At 72.9% G+C, this 21,912-nt stretch carries 18 protein-coding genes; 9 read left to right on the plus strand and 9 right to left on the minus strand.

Annotated features, from left to right (window positions below; translation table 11 throughout):
• The first annotated feature begins 85 nt into the window (after positions 1–85).
• From HYQ63_RS33085 to HYQ63_RS33115, 7 genes are all read left to right on the plus strand, one after another.
• Positions 86–2,617: an MFS transporter gene (locus tag HYQ63_RS33085; RefSeq protein WP_179937450.1), complete on the plus strand. Its 2,532-nt coding sequence runs from the start codon at positions 86–88 to the stop codon at positions 2,615–2,617.
• A gap of 241 nt (positions 2,618–2,858) precedes the next feature.
• A complete protein-coding gene (locus HYQ63_RS33090) occupies positions 2,859–5,348 on the plus strand; it encodes a SpoIIE family protein phosphatase (protein ID WP_179937451.1) in 2,490 nt (829 codons plus the stop codon).
• Between the two features lie 58 nt (positions 5,349–5,406).
• Complete coding sequence (locus HYQ63_RS33095; protein ID WP_179937452.1) at positions 5,407–6,180, plus strand: class I SAM-dependent methyltransferase; 774 nt, start codon at positions 5,407–5,409, stop codon at positions 6,178–6,180.
• Between the two features lie 11 nt (positions 6,181–6,191).
• Entirely contained in the window at positions 6,192–7,025 is an 834-nt protein-coding gene (locus HYQ63_RS33100; RefSeq protein WP_179937453.1) for a M55 family metallopeptidase, read from the plus strand.
• Positions 7,018–8,364, plus strand: a complete 1,347-nt coding sequence (locus tag HYQ63_RS33105) for a M20/M25/M40 family metallo-hydrolase (protein WP_179937454.1) — start codon at positions 7,018–7,020, stop codon at positions 8,362–8,364. The genes HYQ63_RS33100 and HYQ63_RS33105 overlap by 8 nt, the downstream gene beginning before the upstream one ends.
• Positions 8,365–8,380: 16 nt before the next feature.
• On the plus strand, positions 8,381–10,522 hold the full coding sequence (locus HYQ63_RS33110) for a prolyl oligopeptidase family serine peptidase (protein WP_179937455.1): 2,142 nt from the start codon (positions 8,381–8,383) through the stop codon (positions 10,520–10,522).
• A 136-nt stretch (positions 10,523–10,658) separates the two neighbouring features.
• On the plus strand, positions 10,659–11,384 hold the full coding sequence (locus HYQ63_RS33115; RefSeq protein ID WP_179937456.1) for a 4'-phosphopantetheinyl transferase superfamily protein: 726 nt from the start codon (positions 10,659–10,661) through the stop codon (positions 11,382–11,384).
• A gap of 21 nt (positions 11,385–11,405) precedes the next feature.
• Here HYQ63_RS33115 and HYQ63_RS33120 read toward each other — a convergent pair whose 3' ends face one another.
• On the minus strand, positions 11,406–12,770 hold the full coding sequence (locus HYQ63_RS33120; RefSeq protein ID WP_179937457.1) for an MFS transporter: 1,365 nt from the start codon (positions 12,768–12,770) through the stop codon (positions 11,406–11,408).
• A gap of 263 nt (positions 12,771–13,033) precedes the next feature.
• Here HYQ63_RS33120 and HYQ63_RS33125 point away from each other — a divergent pair, with 263 nt between their 5' ends.
• On the plus strand, positions 13,034–13,576 hold the full coding sequence (locus HYQ63_RS33125) for a GNAT family N-acetyltransferase (RefSeq protein WP_179937458.1): 543 nt from the start codon (positions 13,034–13,036) through the stop codon (positions 13,574–13,576).
• Positions 13,577–13,634: 58 nt separating this feature from the next.
• Here the strand turns inward: HYQ63_RS33125 and HYQ63_RS33130 are convergent, their stop codons facing one another.
• The 5 genes from HYQ63_RS33130 to HYQ63_RS33150 all read right to left on the minus strand — a co-directional run bounded on the left by HYQ63_RS33130 (position 13,635) and on the right by HYQ63_RS33150 (position 17,064).
• Positions 13,635–13,988, minus strand: a complete 354-nt coding sequence (locus HYQ63_RS33130; RefSeq protein ID WP_123099071.1) for a VOC family protein — start codon at positions 13,986–13,988, stop codon at positions 13,635–13,637.
• 32 nt (positions 13,989–14,020) lie between these two features.
• Complete coding sequence (locus tag HYQ63_RS33135; protein ID WP_179937459.1) at positions 14,021–14,833, minus strand: methyltransferase domain-containing protein; 813 nt, start codon at positions 14,831–14,833, stop codon at positions 14,021–14,023.
• A 180-nt stretch (positions 14,834–15,013) separates the two neighbouring features.
• Complete coding sequence (locus HYQ63_RS33140; RefSeq protein WP_179937460.1) at positions 15,014–15,394, minus strand: CBS domain-containing protein; 381 nt, start codon at positions 15,392–15,394, stop codon at positions 15,014–15,016.
• 57 nt (positions 15,395–15,451) lie between these two features.
• Positions 15,452–15,835, minus strand: a complete 384-nt coding sequence (locus tag HYQ63_RS33145; RefSeq protein WP_179937461.1) for a DUF2795 domain-containing protein — start codon at positions 15,833–15,835, stop codon at positions 15,452–15,454.
• A 59-nt stretch (positions 15,836–15,894) separates the two neighbouring features.
• Positions 15,895–17,064, minus strand: a complete 1,170-nt coding sequence (locus tag HYQ63_RS33150; RefSeq protein ID WP_179937462.1) for a Vms1/Ankzf1 family peptidyl-tRNA hydrolase — start codon at positions 17,062–17,064, stop codon at positions 15,895–15,897.
• Between the two features lie 259 nt (positions 17,065–17,323).
• On the opposite strand from HYQ63_RS33150, the gene HYQ63_RS33155 reads away from it, so the two are divergent.
• The gene (locus tag HYQ63_RS33155) at positions 17,324–17,923 is read left to right on the plus strand and encodes a TIGR03086 family metal-binding protein (protein ID WP_179937463.1); all 600 of its coding nucleotides are present in this window, start codon (positions 17,324–17,326) and stop codon (positions 17,921–17,923) included.
• 73 nt (positions 17,924–17,996) lie between these two features.
• Here the strand turns inward: HYQ63_RS33155 and HYQ63_RS33160 are convergent, their stop codons facing one another.
• The 3 genes from HYQ63_RS33160 to HYQ63_RS33170 form a co-directional block, all read right to left on the minus strand.
• Positions 17,997–20,102 (minus strand): catalase, encoded by a 2,106-nt coding sequence (locus HYQ63_RS33160; protein WP_179937464.1) that lies wholly within the window; start codon positions 20,100–20,102, stop codon positions 17,997–17,999.
• Positions 20,102–20,674, minus strand: coding sequence for a type 1 glutamine amidotransferase domain-containing protein (locus tag HYQ63_RS33165; protein WP_179940751.1), 573 nt, complete (start codon positions 20,672–20,674; stop codon positions 20,102–20,104). The genes HYQ63_RS33160 and HYQ63_RS33165 overlap by 1 nt, the downstream gene beginning before the upstream one ends.
• A 144-nt stretch (positions 20,675–20,818) precedes the next feature.
• Complete coding sequence (locus tag HYQ63_RS33170; protein ID WP_179937465.1) at positions 20,819–21,910, minus strand: enolase C-terminal domain-like protein; 1,092 nt, start codon at positions 21,908–21,910, stop codon at positions 20,819–20,821.
• Positions 21,911–21,912 lie beyond the last annotated feature (2 nt).

The following is a 21,912-nucleotide window of genomic DNA, read 5'->3' on the forward strand; positions in this document are numbered from 1 at the left end:
CTTTGTCGATTCGTCGCGCTTGCCCCTTGTTGTTGCGTAATGCGAGAAAAGGGCGGCGGCGCAGGCGTGACGAGGGGAGACAGACGTGGGCGGGATCACCGAGACCACCTTCGCGAAGGGCCATCGGCCGGCAGGCGCACCCGCCCGCGCCTCCGGCGACAACGGCCCCGGAGCCCGACCCGGCGACGGTGACGGGGACGGCACGGGCACCGGCACCGGCACGGCGGGACCACGCACCGACGACGGCCCCCCGGGGGCCGGGCTCAGCCCCGCCCGGGTGCGGACGGTCTTCCTCGGGCTGATGCTCGCCCTGCTGCTGGCCGCACTCGACCAGACGATCGTCGCCACCGCCCTCCCCGAGGTCGTCGGCGAACTGCACGGCCTGGACAAGATGTCCTGGACCGTCACCTCCTACCTCCTCGCCGTCACCATCGTGCTGCCCGTGTACGGCAAGCTCGGCGATCTCATCGGCCGCAAGAGCGTCTTCATCTTCGCGATCGTCGTCTTCGTCGTGGGCTCCGCGCTCGCCGGGTGGTCGCGCACGATGGACGAGCTGATCGCCTTCCGGGCGGTGCAGGGCGTCGGGGCGGGCGGGCTGATGATCGGCGTCCAGGCGATCATCGCCGACATCGTGCCGCCGCGGGAGCGCGGCCGCTACATGGGGCTCATCGGGGCCGCGTTCGGCCTCGCGTCGGTGGCCGGGCCGCTGATCGGCGGCTTCTTCACCGACCGCGCCTCATGGCGCTGGTGCTTCTACGTGAACGTCCCCTTCGGCCTGGTCACGCTCGCCGTGGTGGCGGCCGTCCTCAAGGTGCCCGAACCGCTGCGGCGGCCGCGCTTCGACTTCCTGGGCGCCCTGTTCCTCACCATGTTCTCCACCTGCACCATCCTGCTCACGAGTTGGGGCGGTACGGAGTACAGCTGGCACTCGCGCGTCATCCTCGGGCTCGCCCTGGGCGCGGCGGGCTCCGCGATCCTCTTCGTCGTCGTCGAGTGCGTCGTCCCCGAACCGCTCATGCCGATGCGGATGTTCCGCGACTCGGTCTTCTGCGTCTCCGGGCTCATCGGCGCGGTCATCGGCGTCGCGCTGTTCGGCGCCGCCAGCTATCTGCCGACCTTCCTCCAGATGGTCGACGGGGTCTCCGCCACCGAGTCGGGGCTGCTGATGGTGCCCATGATGGGCGGCATGGTGCTGGCCTCGATCGCCTCCGGCCAGCTCATCAGCACCACCGGCCGCTACAAGGTCTTCCCCATCGTCGGCGGCCTCATCTCGATCGGCGGCATGTGGCTGCTGTCCCGGCTGGAGGAGGACACCTCCCGCCAGGACTACAGCCTCTGGATGGGCGTCCTCGGGCTGGGCATCGGGCTCGTCCTGCCGGTGCTGATCCTCTCCGTGCAGAACTCGGTGTCCCCCGACGACCTCGGCTCGGCCACCAGCGCCAACAACTACTTCCGGCAGATCGGCGGCAGCGTCGGCGCGGCCATCTTCGGCACGCTCTTCGCCCACCGGCTCGCCGACCGCCTCGCCGAGGAGTTCCCCGGCGGCACGGGCGTCCGTACCGTCGGCGGACCGGAGCTGCCCGACCCCGACGCCATCACCCCGCAGATCGTGCACGCGATGCCGCGCGCCCTGCGCGACGGCTACGTCACGGCGTACGCCGACGCCATACCGCGGATCTTCCTCTACCTCGTGCCGGTGCTCGTCCTGGGCTTCCTGCTCGCCTTCCTGCTGAAGGAGAAACCTCTGGTGTCCCACACCGACTTCGCCGTCCAGCCAGACCCCGGCGTGCAGCCGGACCCCGTCGTACCGGCGGCGCGCTCGGTGCCCCGGCACGCCCCGCCCCCGCCGCCGCCCGTCGCGGGCATCCCGGTCTGCGGCACCGTCCAGCACCACGACGGCACCTCGGTCCCGCGGGCCGCGCTCACCCTCATCGACATCGGCGGCCGCCAGATCGGGCGCGGCGCCACCGGCGAGGACGGGCGGTACGCGCTGAGCACGCCCGGCACCGGGTCGTACGTCCTGATCGCGGCCGCCGGCGGCCACCAGCCGCGGGCGGTCAGCGTCACGGTCGGCGACCGCCCGGTCGAGCTGGACGTGGTGCTGGGCGGCGCGGGCCGCCTCGCCGGTTCCGTGCTCACGGCGGACGGCACGCCCGTACGGGACGCCACGGTCACCCTCACCGACGTACGCGGCGAGGTGGTCGCCTCCACGCGCAGCGGGCGTGAAGGGGGCTATGTGATGACCGAGCTGGTCGCCGGGGAGTACACCCTGGCCTCCAGCGCGCCCGCCTTCCGCCCCGCCGCGCTCCCCGTCACCGTGCAGGCCGCCCGCGAGACCCGCCAGGACATCGAACTGGCCGGTGGCGCGGTGCTGCGCGGCGTCGTACGCGCCGGTGGCGGCCGCCTCGTCGAGGACGCCCGGGTCACGCTGCTGGACGCGGCGGGGAACGTGGTCGACACCGCGACGACCGCCGCCGACGGGGCCTTCCGCTTCATCGACCTGTCGGCGGGGGAGTACACGGTGATCGCGGCGGGCTACCCCCCGGTGGCGACCGTGCTCCAGGTGGCGGGCGGCGGCCGTACGGAACGCGATCTGCACCTGGGCCACGAGGACTGACCACCGGTGGACCACGAGGACTGACCACCGGCCGCCCCGCCCCGGCCCCCGCCTTCCGCCGGGGGCCGGGGCGGAGGCATGTCCGCCGATGGCATGTCCGCGATGACGGGTTCGCGATGGCGGGTTCGCGACCCCGCGCTGAGATGACACCTATTCGGGTATTGGCCCACGCTGCGCCTCGCCCCCGCCGTACCGTTGAAGACGGTGTCGCAGATCGTGCGTGCGAAGGAGTCTTCCGCCTATGGAGCAAGGCACGTCGCGCGGTGACGGCGGGCTGGGAGGGGCACCCAGGGTGCCGGCGCAGCGGACGGAGGTGTCCGGCCGGATCCCGCTCGCGGTGGTCGTCGCCGACGCCGACGGGCTGGTCACGCACTGGAGTTCCGGCGCCCGCAAGCTCTTCGGACGCACCCGCGAGCAGGCCGTCGGCGCGCCCGCCGTCGATCTGATGCCGGTCTCGGGCGCACTGCGCGGCGCGGACCTGCCGCACGAGGCGGCCGCACCGGACGACGCCCTCGGCGGTGCGCGGTACTACCCCACCGCGGGCCGCGCCCGGATGACCCTCCCGGCCGACGCCGCCCAGGACGCCGCCCAAGCTGACGTCCTGTGGTGGGCGTACCCCCTCGTCGGACCGGGCCCCGAGCGGCTGCTGGTGCTGGCCGCCGACGCCGCGGGGCTCACCGGGGGCGCCCCGGACGAGCGCTTCGCGCCGGGTTTCGCGCTGCACACCGAGTTCCCCGGCGCCGAGCTGCTGGCCGGACGACTGCCCGACATCCTGCCGAACATGGGCCCGGCCACCGGCGGCCGGATCGTCGCCCAGGTCCTCGAACTCGGCTACCCCGTCCTGGAGATCAGCCACCACGAACGGGTCCCGGTGACCCCCGACTGGGGCATGCCGCGCTACCGCGAGCGTCAGGCCCGCCGCGCGGCGAGGCTCCGCGCGGCCGCCGAGGCTGGTCCCGCCACCCCGGCCGATCCGCCGTCCCGCCCCCAAGACCTCGAAGAACTCGAAGACCTCGAACACGCCGCCGTCCGGGAGCGCCTGGAGTTCCTGAACGAGGTCAGCGGCCGCATCGGCAGCTCCCTCGACCTGGCCCGCACCATCCGCGAGGTGACCAGCGCCGCCGTCCCGCGCTTCGCGGACTTCGCCGGTACGCATCTGCGCGCCCAGGTCCTCGCGGGCGAGGGCTTCCCCGACGGCCCGCCCGACGTCACCACCGTCTGGCACCGCGTCTGGGTCGAGCACAACGACGAACCGGGGCGCTGGGACGACACGGTGCCGGTCGGGGAGAGCATCGCGTTCCCCGAGCACACCCCGTTCTTCCAGTGCATGGTCACCGGCGAGCCCGTGCTCATCCCGTACATCAGCGACGAGTTGGGCGACCGGATCGCCGGGCAGTTCGAGAAGCGGGACCTGCGGCCGCTGATCAACGGCCGGTCGATCCTCATCGTGCCGCTCAAGGCGCGCACCGTGGTGCTCGGCTTCATGGTGCTGCTGCGCCGCGCGGGCCGCGAGGCGTTCGACGACATGGACCGCACGACCGGGGCCGAACTCGCCGCCCGCGCCGGGCTCGTGCTCGACAACGCCCGCATGTACACGTACCAGGAGAACGTGGCCGAGACCCTCCAGGACAGCATGCTGCCCCAGGTGACGCCGCGTATGGCGGGCTGTGACACCGCCACCCGCTATCTGCCCGGCACCCGGCTCGGCCGGGTCGGCGGCGACTGGTTCGACGCCATCAAGCTGTCCGGCTCGCGCACCGCGCTCGTCGTCGGCGACGTGATGGGGCACGGGCTGAACTCGGCCGCGATGATGGGCCAGTTGCGCACCGCCGTCCAGACCATGGCCGCCCTCGACCTGCCGCCCGCGCAGCTGCTGCGCAACCTGGACGACCTGGCGCAGCGGCTCGGCGAGCACTACCTGGCCACCTGCCTGTACGCGGTCTACGACCCGATCCGCTCCGAACTGCTCCTGGCCAACGCGGGCCACATCCCGCCCGTGCTGGTCCGCGCCCAGGACGGCCGCAGCGCGTTGCTGGACCTGCCGACCGGCGCGCCGATCGGCGTGGGCGGGGTGCCGTTCGAGACGGCCACGGTGCGGGTCGCGCCCGGCGACCGCCTCATCCTGTGCACCGACGGCCTGGTCGAGGTGCGCGGCCAGGACATCGGCGCCGGGCTCGCGGCGCTGTGCGAGTCCGCCGCCCATCCGGCGGCGTCGATGGACGACGCGTGCGACACCCTCATCCGCACGCTCGCTGCCTCGTCCCGGGAGAAAGACGGGCGCGGCGGCCGCAAGGACGACGTGGCGCTGCTGATGGCCCGGCTGAACGGCATCCCCTCCGACGACGTCGCCCAGTGGCGGCTGGCCCTGGACCCGGGTGAGGTGGGCCGGGCCCGCCGCCTGGTCCGCGAGCGGCTGCTGCGCTGGGGCCTCCCGCACGCCGTGGAGACCGCCGAACTGCTCGTCAGCGAGGCCGTGACCAACGCGGTGCGGCACGCCCACACCCACCATGTGGTGCTGCGTCTGGTCCGCACCGAGGCACTGCTGTGCGAGGTCTCCGACGACGACCACGAACTGCCCGCGCTGCTGACCGCCGGACCGGACGACGAGTGCGGGCGCGGGCTGCGCGTGATCAGCGAGCTGGCCAGGGAGTGGGGGACGAGCCGGACGCGGCAGGGCAAGACCGTCTGGTTCGAGCAGGCGCTGACGGGCCCCGCCCGCCGTCACTCCTGACGCACGGCCTGACGAACGACGGCCTGACGCACAGTGGGAACGGACGTGGGGAGCGGTGATGAGTGTGTCGGAGCGTTACCGGGAAGCGTGGGAGAGCTATTGGCGGGCCACCTCGGACGCCCCGGGGGAGGCCATCTGGGACGCCGACCCGTCGCTGAGCGCCGCCCGGGACGTCGACCGCTTGGCCCCGCACGCCGACCTCTCCCTCCCCATCCTGGACCTGGGCTGCGGAAACGGAACCCAGACCCGCTATCTGGCCGCCCGTTTCGGCCGCGCCCTGGGCGTCGACCTGTCCCATGCGGCGGTCGAGCACGCGCGGCGCGCCGATACGGCGCGGACCGCCGAGTTCCGGCAGCTGAGCCTCACCGACCCGGCGGCCGTGCGGGAGCTCCACGAGCGCCTCGGCGACGCCAACGTCTACATGCGCGCCGTCATCCACCAGAGCGACGCCCCCGACCGCCGTCCGGTCGCCGAGGCGGTGGCCACCCTGGTCGGCCGCCGCGGCCGGGGCTTCGTCGCGGAGCTGACGGAGGAGTCCAAGACGACGCTGGCGCGCCTGGCCGGGAGCCCCGGCGGCCCGCCCCTCAAGCTCCGCCGCGTGTTCGACCACGGCCTCAAGCCCGCCGACGCGGCGGACAGCGAAGTGCCGGAGCTACTGGCGGCGGCGGGACTGCGGATCCTGGCCGAGGGCCCCACGGCCCTGGCCCAGACGGAGCAATGGGCCGACGGTTCGCGGGTGGAGCTCCCGGCCCGGTGGTTCGTGGTGGGACGGGCGCCGGAGGGTGAGGGACGGTTATCCACAGGGGTGGTTCGGCCCCCGCACAGCGCGTAACGTAACGAACCATGAAGATCCTGATCAGCGCCGACATGGAGGGCGCCACCGGGGTGACCTGGCCGGGCGACGTCCTGCCCGGCACCCCGCAGTGGGAGCGCTTCCGGCACCCGTTCACCTCGGATGTGAACGCGGCGGTGCAGGGGTTCTTCGACGGCGGTGCGGACGAGGTGCTCATCAACGAGGCGCACTGGTCCATGCGCAACCTGCTGCTGGAGAAGCTGGACCAGCGGGCACAGATGATCACCGGGAAGCACAAGACGCTGAGCATGGTCGAGGGGGTACAGCACGGCGATGTGGACGGGGTGGCGTTCATCGGTTATCACACCGGCGCGGGCACCGAGGGCGTGCTCGCGCACACGTATCTCCCCAACTCCGTGACCGGCGTCTGGGCGAACGGCGCCCGGGCGAGCGAGGGCCTGCTGAACTCGCTGGTGGTCGCCGAGTACGGGGTGCCGGTGGTGCTCGTCACCGGGGACGACAAGACCTGCGAGGACGCCAAGGGCTATGCGCCGGACGCCCGGTGTGTCGCCGTCAAGGACTACGTCTCGCGGTACGCGGCGGTGTGCCGCACCCCCGCCCGCACCGCCGCGGACATCCGGGAGGCGGCGCGGGAGGCCGCCGGGCTGGCGGTGCGCCACGAACCCCCGCACCGCGGGCCGTTCACGATCGAGCTGGAATTCGACGCCGAGCATCTGGTGGGGGCGGCGAGCGTCGTACCGGGCGTGGAGCGCAGCGGTGAGCGGCGCGTCGCCTTCACCTCACCGACCATGTACGAGGGGATCCGCTGCTTCAAGGCGGTCACGACCGTCGTATCGGCCGCGGTGGAGGAGCAATATGGCTGACACGGTCCGTCCGGAGGCGATCGACGCGCAGGCGCTGGAGGAGGTGGTGCGGTTCACCTCCGAGCTGATCGCGATCGACACCACCAACCGCGGCGGAGGGGAGTGCTCGGAGCGCCCGGCCGCCGAGTACGTGGCGGAGATGCTCAGCGACGTGGACATCGACCCCACGCTGCTGGAGCGGTCGCCGGGGCGCACCAATGTGGTCGCCCGGATCGAGGGCACCGACCGGGCGGCGCCCGCGTTGCTCGTCCACGGCCATCTGGACGTGGTGCCCGCCGAGCCCGCCGACTGGACCGTGCACCCCTTCTCCGGGGAGGTGCGCGACGGGGTGGTGTGGGGCCGGGGCGCCATCGACATGAAGAACATGGACGCGATGGTCCTCGCGGTCGTCCGGGCCTGGGCGCGGGCCGGGGTGCGGCCCCGCCGGGACATCGTGCTGGCGTTCACCGCCGACGAGGAGGACAGCGCCGCCTGGGGCTCAGGCTACCTCGCCGACCGGCACCCGGAGCTGTTCGAGGGCTGCACCGAGGGCATCAGCGAATCCGGCGCCTTCACCTTCCACGCCGGGCCCGGGCTGCGGCTCTACCCCATCGCGGCGGGGGAGCGGGGCACGGCCTGGCTGAAGCTCACCGCGCGCGGCCGGGCCGGTCACGGCTCGAAGGTCAACCGGGCCAACGCGGTCAGCCGGCTGGCCGCCGCCGTCGCCCGCATCGGCGACCACCGCTGGCCGGTCCGGCTGACCCCCACCGTCAAGGCGGCGCTCACCGAGATCGCCGCGCTCCAGGGCATCCCGGCCGACGTGGACGCGCCCGACTTCGACGTCGACGAACTGCTCGCCAAGCTGGGCCCGGCCGCCGCCCTCATCGAGCCGACCGTGCGCAACAGCGCCAATCCGACGGTCCTGGAGGCCGGTTACAAGGTCAATGTGATCCCCGGCAGCGCCTCCGCCTATGTCGACGGGCGGATGCTGCCCGGCGGCGAGGACGAGTTCCGGGACACCCTCGACCGGCTCACCGGCCCCGACGTCGACTGGGAGTTCCACCACCGCGAGGTCCCGCTCCAGGCCCCGGTCGGTCCCGAGGCGCCCACGTACGAGGCGATGCGCGCCGCCGTCCAGCGCTTCGACCCGGGCGGCCACGCCGTTCCGTACTGCATGTCGGGCGGCACCGACGCCAAGCAGTTCTCCCGGCTCGGCATCCGCGGGTACGGCTTCTCGCCGCTGCGGCTGCCCGAGGGCTTCGACTACCAGGCGCTCTACCACGGCGTGGACGAGCGGGTGCCGGTCGACGCCCTGCACTTCGGCGTCCGGGTGCTCGACCACTTCCTCCAGAGGGCGTGAGCCGGTGGTGCAGCAGGTGACGGCCACCGCCCCGTACGGGACCTGGCCCTCCCCGGTCGACGCCGCCCTCGCCGCCTCGCACGACGGCCACCCCGAGTACGTGGGCACGGTCGGGCCCGAGGTGTGGTGGACCGCGCCCCGCCCCGCCGAGGGCGGCCGCCGCGCGCTGATCCGGCGCCGGCCCTCGGGCACCGAGGAGCCCGTACTGCCCCCGCCGTGGAACGTGCGCAGCAAGGTCATGGGCTACGGCGGCACGCCCTGGGCCGCGGTGCCGCGCGCGACCGGCGGCCCGCTGGTGGTGTTCGTCCACTTCGCCGACCAGCGGCTGTACGCGTACGAGCCGGACGCCCCGGCGGGCGCCCCGCCGCGCCCGCTGACCCCGGTGTCCGCGGTGGGCGAGGGGCTGCGCTGGGCGGATGTGCGGCTTCATGTGGACCGCGGCGAAGTGTGGTGCGTCCTGGAGGAGTTCACGGGGGAGCGGCCCACCGACGTACGGCGCGTGATCGCCGCCGTACCGCTGGACGGCTCGGCCGCCGAGGACCGCACGGCGGTGCGCGAACTGACCGACGCCCGCCACGACTTCGTCACCGCGCCCCGGCTCTCGCCCGACGGCCGCCGGGCGGCGTGGATCGCCTGGAACCACCCTGAGATGCCGTGGGACGGCACGGTGGTGATGGTCGCCGAGGTGGCGGATGACGGTCCGTTCACGGATGCCTGTGCGGCGCTGGGCGGACCGGGGGAGTCCCTCGCCCAGGTCGACTGGGCCCCTGACGGCTCCCTCCTCGCCGCCACCGACCGCACCGGCTGGTGGAACCTGCACCGCCTGCCGCCGCCGCGCGTCCCCGCGGCGGCGGGGCCGAACGCGGAAGCGCCCGCGATGGCGAGCCCGGCCCCGGCCGCCGGATCCGGCCCGCTCGCGGGACCGGGCCGGTCCGCGCCCCCGGGGGAGGAGGCCGCGCCAATGGCAGGCGCCGCCGCGCCCGGGGCGGATACCGGGGTGCGTGAACTGTGCCCCCGCCAGGAGGAGTTCGGCGGACCGTTGTGGAAGCTCGGGCACCGGTGGTTCGCGCCGCTGGACGGCGGGCTGATCGCGGTGCTGCACGGGCGGGGTGCCCAGACGCTCGGGATCCTCGACCCCCAGACCGGTGAGCTGGCCGACGTCGCCGGGCCGTGGACCGAGTGGGAGCCGACGCTCTCGGTGGACGGCACCCGGATCGTCGGCGTCGCCGCGAGCCCGCACAGCGGGCACGAGGTCGTGGAGCTGGACACCCGTACCGGCCGCGCCCGCGTCATCGGCAACGCCCACACCGACCCCGTCGACCCCGCGTACTACCCCCAGCCACAGGTCCGCACCTTCACCGGGGCGGACGGCCGCGAGATCCACGCCCACCTCTACCCGCCCCACAACCCCCACCACACCGCCCCGCCCGGCGAGCTGCCGCCCTACGTGGTGTGGGCGCACGGCGGGCCCACCGGGCGGGCCCCGCTCGTGCTCGACCTGGAGATCGCGTACTTCACCTCGCGCGGCATCGGCGTCGTGGAGGTCAACTACGGCGGGTCCACCGGCTACGGCCGCGCCTACCGTGACCGGCTGCGCGAGCGGTGGGGCGTGGCCGATGTCGAGGACTGCGCCGCCGTCGCCGGGGCCCTCGCCGACGAGGGCGTCGCCGACCGGGCCCGGCTGGCGATCCGCGGCGGCAGCGCGGGCGGCTGGACGGCGGCCGTGTCGCTCACCGCCACCCGGCTGTACGCGTGCGGCACGGTGATCTATCCGATCCTCGACCCCGCCGCCTGGGCCACCGGCGAGACCCATGACTTCGAATCGCGGTACGCGGAGTCGCTGATCGGCCCGGTGGCCGAGGTCCCGGACCGCTACCGGGAGCGTTCGCCGTTGCACCGGGCCGACCGGATCGCCGCGCCGTTCCTGCTGCTCCAGGGGCTGGACGACACGATCTGCCCGCCCGCGCAGTGCGAGCGGTTCATGGCGGCCATGGCGGGGCGCGGGGTGCCGCACGCGTACCTCACCTTCGAGGGCGAGGGACACGGCTTCCGCCGCGCCGAGACCATGGTCCGCGCCCTGGAGGCCGAACTGTCCCTGTACGCCCGGACCTTCGGCCTGCCCGAGGCGGGGCTGCCCGCCCTGGAGCTGCGCACATGAGGGCGCCCCGTTCAGCCGCTCGTCGGCGAGGATTGTCCGGGGCGCACTGCCGACTGTCTTCGGGCAGCGGTAGCGTGAGCAGCCCTGAAACCCGATATGCGAACTGTTTCGCCATCATTGGTACTGGAGGAGCCAGTTGACACCCCCACGGGCCCCGCGCCTCGTCGGCCGTGAGCCGCCACCCACCGCCCTGGCCGGTGGGTGGCCGCAGGGCGGCGAGCCCGAGACCTGGCTGCTCAGCGTCTCGGCCTTCACCGCCGCCCTGGACGCCGCCGCGCCCGGCAAGATCCTCGACGCCGAGGAGCAGGAGCGGGCCGGGAGGTTCCTGCGCGCCGAGGACCGGGAGCGGTACACGGCGGCCCATATCGGGCTGCGGCAGCTGCTCGGCGGCTATCTGGGCGTGGACCCGGCCGCCGTGCCGTTCACCCGGGAGGACTGCCCCGGCTGCGGCGGCCCGCACGGCCGCCCCGCGGTGGTCGGCGCCCCGCTCCACTTCAATATGTCGCACGCCGGTGACCTGGTGCTCTTCGCCTTCGCCGGGACTCCGGTCGGGGCCGATGTGGAGAAGCTCCAGTCCGCCTCCACGGTGGCCCAGGTCGCCCAGAGCCTGCACCCCAGGGAGCGCGCCGAGCTGGACGCGCTGCCGGAGGCGGACCGGCCCGCGGCCTTCGGCCGCTGCTGGACGCGCAAGGAGGCGTATCTGAAGGGCATCGGCACCGGGCTGTCCCAGGACCCGGCGCGGGACTACGTCGGCACCGGCCGGGAGCCGGTGCCGGTGGGGCCGTGGGCGCTGATCGACGTACCGGTGGATTCGGGTTACGCGGCGGCCATGGCGCTGCGCGACCCCGGCCGGGACGGATAAGCCCCGGCCGGGGACGATGCGTCAGTGCGCGGACGGTGCGGGCACCGGGGCGGGGGCCTTGGTGCCCGCCCCGGTGCCGGTCCCTGCGCCCGGGCGGCGCAGCAGGTAGACCCCGATGACCGCGACGAGGGAGGCGGCGGAGAGCGCGTAGAGCCCGCCGTTGGTGCTGCCCGTGCTCTCCTCCAGGTAGCCGAAGAGCGTCGGGGCGACGAAGCCGCCCAGGTTGCCGAGGGAGTTGATCACGGCGAGCCCGGAGGCCGTGACCTTGAGGTCGAGGCTGGACTGGGCCAGCGGCCAGAAGAGGTTGGCGCCGCACTTGCTGCCGACGGCGGCCAGGGTGATGGCCACGAGCCCGAACCACGGGGAGCCGAGCGTGGCGAGGAACGTGCCGACGGCCGACAGCACCAGCACGATCGCGAGGTACGGGCGCCGGTCCGGCATGCGGTCGGTGTAGCGGCTCATGGTGTACATGGTGATCACGGCGCAGATCCACGGGATGGCCGAGAGCAGGCCGACCTGGAAGGGCGACAGCCCGCCGATGTCGTCGACCAGGCTCGGCAGCCAGAAGGTGATGGCGTAGCCGGTCAGCGCCATGGCGAAGAAGACGAGGGTGAGCAGCGCGACCTGCGGGTGGAGCACCAGGCGCAGCCGGGACACCTTGGGCTCGCGGCTGCGGGTCTCCCGGTCGTGTGCGACCGCCGCGGTCAGGGCCGTCCGCTCCTCGGTGGTGAGCCAACGGGCGTCGCTGATCCGGGAGACGAGGAAGAACGCGGCGACGAGGCCCACCACGATCGAGATGGCGCCTTCCATGGCGAACATCCAGCGCCACCCGGCGAAGCCGCCGAGGCCGTGCATTTCGAGGAGCGCGCCGCTGATCGGGCCGGTGACGATGTACGCGGTCGCGGAGCCGCCGAGGAAGATGGCGCTGGCCCTGCCCCGATAGGAGTCGGGCAGCCAGGTGGTGAGGTAGTACATGACGCCCGGGAAGAACCCCGCCTCCGCGATGCCGAGCAGGAAGCGCAGGGCGTAGAAGGAGGTGGCGCCGTGCATGAAGCACATGGCGAGCGTGACCGCTCCCCAGCTGATCATGATGCGGGTCAGCCAGACGCGGGCGCCGAAGCGCTCCATGAGCATGTTGCTCGGCACTTCGAAGATGGCGTAGCTGATGAAGAACAGTCCCGCGCCCAGGCCGTACGCGGCGGCGCCGACTCCGATGTCGGCCCTGAGGTCGTCCTGGACGAACCCGACGTTGGTGCGGTCCATCTGATTGACGACCAGCATCAACACCAGCATCGGCATGACGCGCCGCAAGAACTTGCTCACCGCCCGGTCGACCAGCTCCGGGGCGGGCGCCTCGTCCTGGCCGGGGGGTCCCTGCTGTGCCATGGTGCTCTCCTGGCGATACGTTCATCCCTGTGAACAGCCAACGGGTGGTGCGCAGGACCATACGGTTCTGTATGCACTCGGTCAATGGCCCGTGAAGCACTAATTCCGCGGCGCTGACCTGGCCTTCAGGCGCTCATCGGGTCCGAAAAGTCAAGAGGGTCCTGAGCGTTTGGCGTTCATGAATGTGACCAGAAGGGTCCGCTGCCGTCCTGCCGCCATCAAAGCCGGTGGCGGAGGCGGGGCCTCCGTACCATCATTGACCAATGCCCGAACACGCGTATCTCGCCGAGGGAACCCGCGCGGCCATCCGGCCCCATCGGCGGGAGGACGGCGCCGAATTCGTCCGGCTCGCGCGGCAGAGCGTCTCCTTCCACCACCCCTGGCTGACGCTTCCCACGACCGACGAGGCGTACGAGGGCTTCATCGCCCAGCTGGAGCGGGAGGACCGGCGCGGCTTCCTGGTCTGCGTACGGGAGACCGGCGCGCTCGCCGGATTCATCAACATCAACAACATCGTGCGCGGCGCGTTCCAGTGCGGCGCGATCGGCTACGGCGCCTTCCCGCCCGCCGCCGGGCACGGCTATATGTCCGAGGGGCTCGGGCTGGTGTTGCGGCAGGCCTTCGGCCCGCTCGGGCTGCACCGGATCGAGGTCAACATCCAGCCCGGCAACGAGGCGTCGACCGCGCTCGTCAAACGGCATGGCTTCCGGCTGGAGGGCTTCTCGCCGGACTTCCTCTACATCGAGGGGGCGTGGCGCGACCACGACCGCTGGGCCATGACCAGCGACATGCTGGGGCCCGCGTAACCGCGGTCGGCGAGGGTGCCGGGGGAGGCGGCCCCCGCCGACCGGCCGGGGGGCGGCGTCAGGCGCCGGGGTTGCGGTCCACGTACTCGAAGATCGACCCGTCCGGGTGGCGGGCCACCAGCATGCGGCCGGTGGGGGCGGGGATCGGGCCCGCGACGATCTGCGCGCCGACCGCCGTGAGATCGGCGATCGCCTCGTCCACGTCCTTCACCGCGATCGTCGCCGTGATCTTGCGGAGGATCTCCATCTCCGACTCCGGGCCGCTCATCAGAAAGAAGCAGCCGACCGCCGCGACCGAGACGCCGCCCCGCTGGAAGCGGGATGCCTCGGCGCCGGTGAGCCGTTCGTAGACGCTGATGGCGGAGTCCAGATCGTCGACGCAGACCCGCAGTGAAGTCCCCATGATGTCCATGCGGGCGAGCCTAGTTGAACCTCAACCGCACGTCAGACGCGGCACAGCACCTCACCGTGCAGGACGGCGAACCAGCCGTCGTCCCGGCTGCCCCACTCGCGCCAGGCGTCCGCGATCTCCCGCAGCTCCGCCTCCGTGGCATGGCCGCCCTCCACCGCGCGCCGGGCGTACGAGGACGCCACCGTGCGGTCCGCCCACAGTCCGCTCCACCACGCCCGCTCCTCGGGGGTGGCGTAGCACCACGCCCCGGCGCTCGCGGTGACGGCGGAGGCGGGGAAGCCCGCCTCCAGGGCCCAGGACCGCAGCCGGCGCCCCGCGTCCGGCTCGCCGCCGTTGGCGCGCGCGACCCGGCGGTACAGGTCCAGCCAGGCGTCCAGCCCGGGGACGTGCGGGTGCCAGGTCATGGTGGCGTAGTCGCTGTCGCGGGCCGCGACGATGCCGCCCGGTTTGCACACCCGCCGCATCTCGCGCAGCGCCCGCACCGGGTCGCCGACGTGCTGGAGCACCTGGTGGGCGTGGACGACGCAGAAGGAGTCGTCGGGGAAGTCCAGTTCGTGGACGTCGGCGACCGCGAAGCGGGTGTTCGTCAGCCCGCGCCCGTCGGCGGCCGACCGCGCCCGCTCCAGGATGGCGGGCTCCGTGTCGACGCCGACGACCTCGCCCTGGGGGACCAGTTCGGCCAGGTCGGCGGTGATGGTGCCGGGGCCGCAGCCGATGTCCAGGATCCGCATGTGCGGCTCGAGATGGCCGATCAGATAGGCCGCGGAGTTGGCGGCCGTGCGCCAGGTGTGCGAGCGCAGCACCGACTCGTGGTGTCCGTGGGTGTAGACGGCGTCGTTCGGCATGACGGAACTCCTCATCGAGCGTCGAGTCGACCGCGGGCGGGAACGATCACCACCGTACGCCGCGTCTCGTATGACGAGAAGGATCGTCTCGCCATGTGGGCGGTCGATGGACGCGAGAAAGGGCGGCGGGGTACGGCAACTCCCGTTCCCCGCCGCCCTCTTGGCGTTCGGACCCACCGCTCAGGTGGGCGCCCGTCCCTGTTCCAGATCCCCCATGCTCACCACACCCACCGGGCGCCCCGACCGGACCACCGGCAGCCGCCGCACCTCATGCCTGCGCATCAGCGCGGCCGCCTCGGCGATCTCCTCGTCGGGGCCGATGGTCACCGGGTTCGGGGTGCACACCAGATGGCAACTGACCGCCAGCGGATCGACGCCGTCCGCGACCGCGCGCAGTGTGATGTCGCGGTCGGTGAGGACGCCCAGCAACTCACCGTCGAGCGCCACGAGAACGCCGCCGATGTCTTGCGCGCGCATCAGCTGCGCCGCTTCCACCAGCGAGGCATCGGGACGCACCGAGGTGACCGTCGGCGTCATGACGTCTTTCACGTACTGAGGCATGCCGTTCGCCTTCTTCGGATGTGTCGGGGTGCAGGGAGCCGCCACGCCTCGGGGCGGCTACGCCTCGGGGCGCAGGCCGAGCGCGGAGACCACCTCCTGCACGGTGTGGAACGTTTCGTGGGCGGGCAGCTCCTGGGCCAGGGCGATCAGCCGGTCCGGGGCGTGCCGCTCGTGCAGCACGCGCAGCACGGCGCTCCGTTCCGCCGGGAACGTCGTACGGCCCAGATGGCGGGCGAACTCGAAGCGGAGCGCCTCCGCCTCGCCGGTCGCCCCGGGCGCGGGCACCGGACCGGTCGTCACCTCCGGGTCGTCGTCGGCGGCGGGCTCCGGGTCGTGCCACTCCTCGACCCGGGTCGGGTGTCCGGAACGGATCAGGCCCTGAAGCTCCTGCTTCATCTCATCGTCCCGGTGAACGCTCAGCCGGTTGCTGCCTCGCTGCATGTCGGTCCCCTTCCTTCATGGGTCCGTATGGCTCGTGGGATGGTCATGTCCCCGAGTGTTCACTGCGGCGCGCCGCCCTCGTACGGCCAGCGCAGCAGTGCGCCCAGTCCCCCGACCGGGGCCCCGTTCGTGTCCTCCGCCCCGCCGGGCGGCACCGTCAGCACCTCGGCGCCGGTGGCCGCGGCCGAGCGGATCAGGGCGTCGTCGGCGCGCACCGCGGCGGGCCGGGCGTCGCCCAGGTACTGGAGGTCGGTACGGCGCATCGCCACCTGGTCCGGCTCGGCCCCCGCCCATACGTCGCGGTACAGGTCGGTGCCGTCCGGCCGGATCAGCAGCGTGCCGATGCGGTGCTCGCGCGCCGCGTCGACCAGCGCCGGAACGCCCTCCGCCGCCGTCACACGGCCCTCTGCGGGCACGCGGCCCGCCCGGAACCGTTCCAGCACCTCCCCGGTGTGGTCGTGCACGTGCCGAGCGCGTACCTCGTCCACGTCGCGGTCCAGCAGCCGGGCGGCGTGCGTACCGGGCGAGGCCGAACCGGCGGCCCGGCCGCCGTGCGCGGTCTCCGCGGCCCTGCCGCGCAGCTCCTCCGGCAGCCGGTCGTGCACGGCGCGCCGCTCGCGCGCGTCCCCGACCAGCAGCACCAGATCGGCCTGCGTCTCCTCCTGGCGGGCCCGCAGCTCGTCCGCGATCAGCCCCGCGTTGTGCTCCCAGGTGTTCTCCGTCCGCAGCTGGAAATGGCGCTCCGACCAGTCGGCCGTCGCGGTGCGGTGCACCGGCCACTGCCGCCCGGTCACCCGCCCCACGGCCCGGTCGCCGCGCGCGCCGCGCAGCTCGAAGTCCGCGCCCGTGCGGTCGATGTACGCCACCAGGCAGGACGGATCGTCCCCCGCCAGCTCCACCAGCGGCCCCACGTGCGGCAGCGCCGACCAGCACGCCTGGGGCGCGCCCTGCGGCGGCGCCGTCAGCGACGGGTCGAGCACCACCTCGCCGCGCGAGGCGAAGACGGCCCGGCCCACCGGCTCGGTCGCCGGTGTCACCGTGGCCAGCTCGTCGTACACCGCACGGCAGGTGCGCGCGTCGGCGCCCTGCTGCTCCAGGCGGCGGCACGCCTCACGGGCGTGGCGCTCGTGCTCCTCGGCCGAGGACTGGTCGGGGTGCGAGGTGTCGACGTAAACGGTTGCCCAGGGGCCTGGGCGTTCGAACAGCGGATTCAGAAATCCGAGTCGCATGTACTCCCTCCCGGCGGTCCGGGTGTTTCGTCCCTCCCGCGTACCCGTCGCCACGGCATCGACACGGGGCGGACGGGTCGGGTCCGGATTCCTGAGGAAGATTTCGTCGCCAGGTTTGAGGCCCCCCGGCCAGGGGACCCGACGCGTGGCCGAGCGGCCCGCAGGGAGTGAGGGCGGCGCCGGGCACGGGAGATCAGGGGCCCGTGCCCGGCGCCTCTGCGCGTTTTTTAACGCCACGGGGCGCGGGTACCCGGCGCGCATGACTGACACCTCCGCGAACCCGGCGGCGGAGAATCCGCTGCTGGCCAGACACGGTGAGGCGCTGGACCTGTTCACCGAGCGGGTGCACGCCGTACGGCCCGACCAGTGGGACGCCCCCACGCCCTGCGCCGAGTGGACCGTGCGGGACCTGGTGAACCACTTGGCGGTCGAGCAGATGTGGGTCCCGGCCCTGCTCCGCGAGGGCGCGAGCGCGGGCGGCGAGACCGACGTCCTGTCCGGCGACCAGCTCGGCGAGGACCCCATCGCCACCTGGGACGCGGCCGCCGCGGTCGCCCGTACGGCCTTCCAGGAGCCGGGCGCCCTGGAACGCACCGTCGACCTCTCCTACGGCGCGAGCCCCGCCACGGAGTACTGCGCCCAGATGACCGCCGACGCGACGGTCCACGCGTGGGACCTGTCCCGAGCCATCGGCGCCGACGAACGGCTCCCCAAGCCGCTGGTCGACTTCTCCGTACGGGAGGTCGCCCCGTACGCGGCGGACCTGGAGAAGAGCGGCCTCTTCGCGGCCCCGGTAGAGCCCCCACCGAACGCCGACGCCCAGACGAAACTCCTGGCCCTCCTGGGCCGCGAAACCTAGGACCACCGAAAACCTAGGACCACCGAAACGCCACACCCCCCGCGTCCGGGGTGTGGCATTCGGTGGGTGCCGGTCAGGGGCGGGTCGGGGGGCGGGACCAGTGGCGGTGGGCGGCTATCGCTTCGGAGAAGGCCCGGGTGAACTCCTCGCTCGCCGCGCCCGTCGTCGTGTCGGTGACCACGCCCCGGTCCGCGCAGACCTGGCCGTGTCCGGCGGACAGGTGCAGGCCGTCGGGGGCGAGGGCTGTGAGGAGGCCGACGCCGGAGCCGAGGGCGCCGATCGGCTTGCCGTGCCGGTAGGCGTCGCGGACGAAGCGCATGGCGGCTTCGTCGGAGGCCAGGTCGGGGGTGCCGGGGGGACCGCCGGGCAGCAGGACGGCGTCGTACAGGACGGAGGCGACGGTCGGCAGGGCGCGGTCGACCGCATAGCCGTTGCCGTCGCTGCCGCGCACCTTGCCGTCGTGGCCCGCGAGCGCTTCGACGACGGCGCCCTCGGCGGTGAGCGCCTGCTGCGCCTGGCTGAGCTGTTCGGCGTCCACGCCGTCCGTGACGAGCACCGCGACGGTGCGGGTGCGGATGGAGTGGTCGCCGCGCAGGTTGTCCAGGCTGAGGGCGGGGGAGGCGACGGGTTTGTGGTTGTCGGGGCCCGGGGCGGGGTTGGCGACGCCGATGCCCTCGGCGACCTCGGTGGCCAGGCCGTAGTCGATGTGCGCCAGCTCGTTGACGGTACGCTCCCGCACCTGCACCGTGCCGACCTTGCCCAGCTCGAAGCGGAAGGCGTCGACGATGTGCTTGCGCTCCCAGTCGCTCATGCTGTTCCAGAACATGGCGGCCTGGCTGTAGAAGTCCTTGAAGCTGGGGCTGCGCTTGCGGATCTTGTCGCCGTCGACGCGTTCCGCGTAGTGGGTGTAGGCGTAGCCGTCCGCTCCGGCGAGGGCGGGGCAGCCGCCGCCGAGGGAGTTGGGGGAGTAGTTGGTGCCGGTGTGGATCGTGCCCTGGTGGAAGCCGTCGCGGTGGTTGGTGCGTACGGGCGCGACGGGCTGGTTGACCGGGATGTGGGCGAAGTTGGGGCCGCCGAGCCGGATCAGCTGGGTGTCCAGGTAGGAGAAGTTGCGGGCCTGGAGCAGCGGGTCGTTGGTGAAGTCGATGCCGGGGACGACGTTGGCGGTGTGGAAGGCGACCTGTTCGGTCTCGGCGAAGAAGTTGTGCGGGTTGCGGTCCAGGACCATGTGGCCGATGGGCCGGACGGGCACCTGCTCCTCCGGGATGAGCTTCGTGGCGTCGAGCAGGTCGAAGTCGAAGTTGAACTCGTCCTCTTCCGGGACCAGTTGGACGCCCAGCTCCCACTCCGGGTACTCGCCCGCCTCGATGGCGTCCCACAGGTCGCGCCGGTTGAAGTCGGGGTCCCGGCCCTGGCACTCCTGGGCCTCGTCCCACACCAGGGAGTGCACGCCGAGCTTGGGCTTCCAGTGGAACTTCACGAAGGTGCCCTTGCCGCTCGCGTTCACGAAGCGGAAGGTGTGCACGCCGAAGCCCTGCATCATCCGGTAGCTGCGCGGAATCGCCCGGTCCGACATCAGCCACATCATCATGTGCATGGTCTCGGGCTGGAGGGAGACGAAGTCCCACAGGGTGTCGTGCGCGGAGGCGCCGGTGGGGATGTCGTTCTGCGGTTCGGGTTTCACCGCGTGCACGAAGTCGGGGAACTTGATGCCGTCCTGGATGAAGAAGACCGGCATGTTGTTGCCGACCAGGTCGTAGTTCCCCTCCGAGGTGTAGAACTTGGTGGCGAAGCCGCGTACGTCGCGCACCGTGTCGGCCGAGCCGCGCGGCCCCTGCACGGTGGAGAACCGTACGAAGACGGGGGTGCGCACGGACGGGTCCTGGAGGAAGGCGGCCTTGGTGAACTCCGCGCAGGACTCGTACGGCTCGAAGTACCCGTACGCGCCCGCGCCGCGCGCGTGCACCACCCGCTCCGGGATCCGCTCATGGTCGAAGTGCATGAGCTTCTCACGGAAGTGGAAGTCCTCCATCAGCGTGGGGCCGCGCTCGCCCGCCGCGAGCGAGTCGTCGGTGTGGTCGACCGCCACCCCCTGGTCGGTGGTCAGCGGCCCCTCGGCGGGGTCGGGGGCCAGATGCGCTTCCCGCTGCCGCTCTTTGCGGTCCGGTTGTTCGGTCATCACGCCGCTCCCTTCCGCGCCGAGCCCGCCGGGCCCGCGGCCTTCGCGAACTCCTCCAGGAAGGCCTCGTCGAAGGCCTTGAGGTCGTCCGGCTTACGGCTGGTGATCAGGGCGCCCCGGCCGCCCTCGCAGATCTTGACCTGCTCGTCCACCCAGACGCCGCCCGCGTTGGCGATGTCGGTGCGCAGGCTGGGCCACGAGGTGAGGGTGCGGCCGCGTACGACGTCGGCCTCGACCAGCGTCCAGGGCGCGTGGCAGATGGCGGCGACCGGCTTGCCCGCGTCGACGAAGCCCTTGACGAAGGCGACGGCCCGCTTGTCCAGGCGCAGGAGGTCGGGGTTGGCGACGCCGCCGGGCAGCACGAGGGCGTCGTACTCCTCCACCGTCGCGTCCTTCACCGTCTGGTCGACCTCGAAGGTGTCCGCCTTGTCGAGGTGGTGGAACGCCTGGATGCGGCCGGATGCGGTGGACACCAGTCGGGGCGTGCCGCCGGCGTCGCGGACCGCCTGCCAGGGATCGGTGAGTTCGACCTGCTCAACGCCTTCGGGGGCGACGAGGAAGGCGACCTTCATTGCGTTCACGTCCTTTCGGGGGTCCTCGGTGTCGTCGCTGTCATGGGTGTCATGGCTGTCATCGGTGTCATGGGTGTCGTGGTGCCATCCGGGGGCATCCGCCGTCCGCCCGGCGGGTAGCCAGCAGGGCGGCGCCGAAACCGCTCACAGCACCCGGTACGGCGTCGCCGTCTCGTGGTGGAAGGACATGCCGTGTCCCGGCGCGCCGCCCACCCCGGGCCGTACCGAGCCGCCGGTGGGGTCGAGGGCGCCGGTGAACAGGGTGGACTCGAGGCGCGCATGGTCGTGGAACCATTCAATGTGCCGCAGGTTCGGCACGCACGCGGCCGCGTGCGCATGGGCGTGCGGTGCGCAGTGCGCGGAGATCTCCAGCCCCATGGCCTCGGCGAGGGCGGCGGCGCGCAGCCAGACGGTGAGCCCGCCGCAGCGGGTGGCGTCGGCCTGGAGGCAGTCCACGACCGGCGCCAGCCGCGCGAAGGCGGGCAGCATGTAGCCGTACTCGCCCGCCGTGACGTCGCAGACCACCAGGTCGCGGACGATCCGCAGGCCGTCCAGGTCGTCGGAGGACACCGGCTCCTCGAACCAGCCCACCCCGCTCTCGGCGAGCGCGTGGCCCATGCGCACCGCCTGCTTGCGGTTGTAGGCGCCGTTGGCGTCCACGTACAGCTCGGCGTGCGGCCCGATCGCGTCGCGTGCGTGGCGCACCCGGGCGAGGTCGCGTTCGACGGCCCGGCCCCACGCCTCACCGATCTTGATCTTGACGCGTTCGATGCCCTGGCCGTGCACCCAGCCGGCCAGCTGGGTGGCCAGATGGGTGTCGTGGTACGTGGTGAAGCCGCCGGAGCCGTAGACCGGCACGGCCTCGTGCACCGCGCCGATCAGCTGTGTCAGCGGCAGCTCCAGCAGCCGCGCCTTGAGGTCCCACAGCGCGATGTCCACCGCGGAGATCGCGCAGGACACCAGCCCGGGCCGGCCGGCGTTGCGCACGGCGCGGCCCATGGTCTCGTTCGTCCCCGCGATGTCCATGGGGGAGCGGCCCAGGACATGGGCGCGCAGCAGGTCGCAGACCACCGACCCGGCGTCGGCCGGTGCGTAGGTCCAGCCGAGTCCGGTGGTCGTCCCGCTGCGCGCCTCGACCACCACGATGGTGGTGTCCTCCCAGGCGAGGGTGGCGTCCGCCTCGGGGGCGTCGGTCGGCACCGTGTAGGCCGTGACGTCCAGCCGCTCGATCTTCACGA

The organism is Streptomyces sp. Rer75 (assembly GCF_013414305.1).
GTDB lineage: Bacteria > Actinomycetota > Actinomycetes > Streptomycetales > Streptomycetaceae > Streptomyces > Streptomyces himastatinicus.